Raw genomic sequence first — 1,508 nt, 5'->3', positions numbered from 1 at the left:
GGCCTGCCCGGCCCCGGGAGCGGCGGCGCAGGCCAAGCGCACAGCATCGGGAGAGAAGAGCATGTCGGGAAAGATCTGGATCGGGGGCGCCGCGCTCCTCGCCGCCCTTGCCGCCGCCGGCGCGGGGCTCGTCTGCTGGGAGGGCCGCGTCTGGGACGAGAAGGTCCGCGAATTCGCCGCCAACCCTCCGGCGGGCATGAAGGTGGTCTACGAGGAGACGGGCCGCACCTGGCGCTCGCGCACCTTCCGGATGCGCGCCGAGTCCGCGGGCGGCCTCACGGCGCTCTGGCGCGGACACGCTTCGATGGGCTGGGGCACGCACACCTCGCTCTCGCTCGAGCTCACCGAGGGCGTGGGCCTCGCGCTCGCCGGGAAGGGCATCGAGGGGTACCGCGATGCGATGACCGTCGAGACGTCGGTGACGGGCGCGGTGAAGCCGCTCGTCTGGCGCATCGACCCGCTCACGATCAAGGACCGCGAAACGGGCGGCGTCTGCCGCACCGAGCCCCTCGTGATCGAGGCGTATGAGGTCGCGGGCCGGGCGTCGCTGACGGCCGGCCTCGAAGGGATCGTCTGCCGCAGCCCCGAGGATGTGCAGACGGCCGATCTCCGGGGCCTCGCCTTCGGCATAACCTTTGCGGACGGCAAGCCCCTCGCCGACCTCACGGTTTCGGGCGGCGCCTTCTCGGCCGAAGGGCTCGCGGGCGACGGCTTCTCGCTCACGCTCACGTCGGAGAAGATGGCGCGCAAGGCCGGTGCGGAGCCCGATCTCCATGCTGGAGCGAAGGCCTCCCGTTGGGAGGAGCGCATCGCGCTCTCCGTCGAGAAACCGCGCGCGGAGAGCGACAGCGCGGACCGCGTGGGCTTCACGCTGCGCATCACCAACCTCACCGAGGACTTCATCAACGCGTCCACCGGCGCCGCGGCCGATCCCGCGGCCGCCCTCGGCGTGCTCGCCCTCTGGGGCGGCGCCTTCATGAAGGACGGCCTCACGGTCGAGCTCGACGAGGCGCAGTACGTGCGCGGCAAGAAGCGCGCGGTCCTCACCGGACGCCTCGCCTACGCCGAGGACCTGAAGACGGGCATCCCGCGCTGGGGCGCCTTCTCACTCGCGATCCCGCAGGACCTCGTCGCCCCGGCGACCATCGCCGACCCCCTCGCGCGCGGGCAGATCAAGCTCGTCGACGGCGTCTACCGGGCGCACGTCGAGCTCACCGCGGGCGGGATCTTCTCGAACAACGTGCCGGTGTTCGGCCCGGGCGTCTATCAGCTGCTGCACTGACGACTCAGAAGTCGATGCGCTCGAGCCCGAGCCTCGATGCGCCCGCGCGCCTTCGGGCTCACGCCCAAGCAGTACGTCGTGCGCGCACGGATGCAGGACGAGGAGGTCGCCTGAACTCGGGCCCGCCCCAGCGGCTCCGGACAAGAAAAACGCCCCGCGGGTCGTCCTGACCTCCCGGGGCGCTTCGTTCCGGACGGCCGCCTCGGCGGGGCGGCGCGGACTCCCG

At 72.2% G+C, this 1,508-nt stretch carries 1 protein-coding gene; it reads left to right on the top strand.

Annotated elements, in window-relative coordinates; genetic code table 11:
* Window positions 1-1,282 (top strand): hypothetical protein (locus ACT6Y9_RS10930; RefSeq protein WP_443744551.1); only part of this gene is annotated, 1,282 nt, incomplete at its 5' end.
* Between the last annotated feature and the right edge of the window lie 226 nt (window positions 1,283-1,508).

Origin of the sequence: Sutterella sp., assembly GCF_052272535.1 — a bacterium.
Classification (GTDB): Bacteria; Pseudomonadota; Gammaproteobacteria; order Burkholderiales; family Burkholderiaceae_F; genus Sutterella.
Note: the sequence above shows the minus strand (reverse complement) of the source record. Positions and strands in the feature narration are given on the sequence as shown.